We start from the raw sequence: 812 nt of genomic DNA, 5'->3' as shown, positions 1-812 counted from the left end.
GTCATCACGTTGCTGGCCGTCTTGGCATGCATGCCTGCCGTGTTGACCAGGTACTTCTGCATGTACGTCGTGAACGTGTAGAAAATCAGCGAGCCGCCGGCCGTGAAGCCGAGCACGGTCATGAACGCGCCCTTGTGCACCCACAGACCGCGCAACGTGCCCGCTTCCTTGCGATGACGCGTCTCGGCCGTGGTGGTTTCGTCGAGCGATTTACGCAGATACAGCGCGATCAAGGCCGCCAGCGCGCCGATCACGAACGGCACGCGCCAGCCCCACGCCTTCAGCTCTTCGGTGGAGAGCGTTTGTTGCAGCACCACCAGCACGAGCAGCGCGCACAACTGCCCACCGATCAGCGTCACGTACTGGAACGACGCAAAAAAGCCGCGCCGCCCCTTGAGCGCGACTTCACTCATATAGGTCGCGCTGGTCCCATATTCGCCACCCACCGACAACCCCTGGAACAGCCGCGCAACCAGCAGCAGCGCCGGCGCGAGCGCGCCGATCTGCGCGTAGGTGGGCAAGAGCGCGATCACCAGCGACCCGCCGCACATCATGAACACCGACACCATCATGGCCATGCGGCGGCCGTGCTTGTCGGCGAGACGACCGAAGAACCAGCCGCCGATCGGACGCATCAGGAAGCCTGCCGCGAACACGCCGGCGGTGTTGAGCAACTGCGTGGTCGGATTGCCACTCGGGAAGAACGCCGGCGCGAAGTACAGCGCGCAGAACGAATACACGTAAAAGTCGAACCACTCGACGAGATTGCCCGATGAAGCGCCAACGATCGCGAAGATGCGGCGCCGTGTGTC

1 protein-coding gene is annotated in these 812 nt (G+C 63.5%); it reads right to left on the bottom strand.

Going from position 1 to position 812, the window contains the following annotated elements:
• On the bottom strand, positions 1–812 hold an 812-nt coding region (locus tag P0D70_RS36655), incomplete at both ends, for an MFS transporter (protein ID WP_408188118.1).

Source organism: Paraburkholderia sp. RL17-381-BIF-C (assembly GCF_046026435.1).
In the GTDB taxonomy this organism is placed as follows: Bacteria; Pseudomonadota; Gammaproteobacteria; order Burkholderiales; family Burkholderiaceae; genus Paraburkholderia.
Note: the sequence above shows the minus strand (reverse complement) of the source record. Positions and strands in the feature narration are given on the sequence as shown.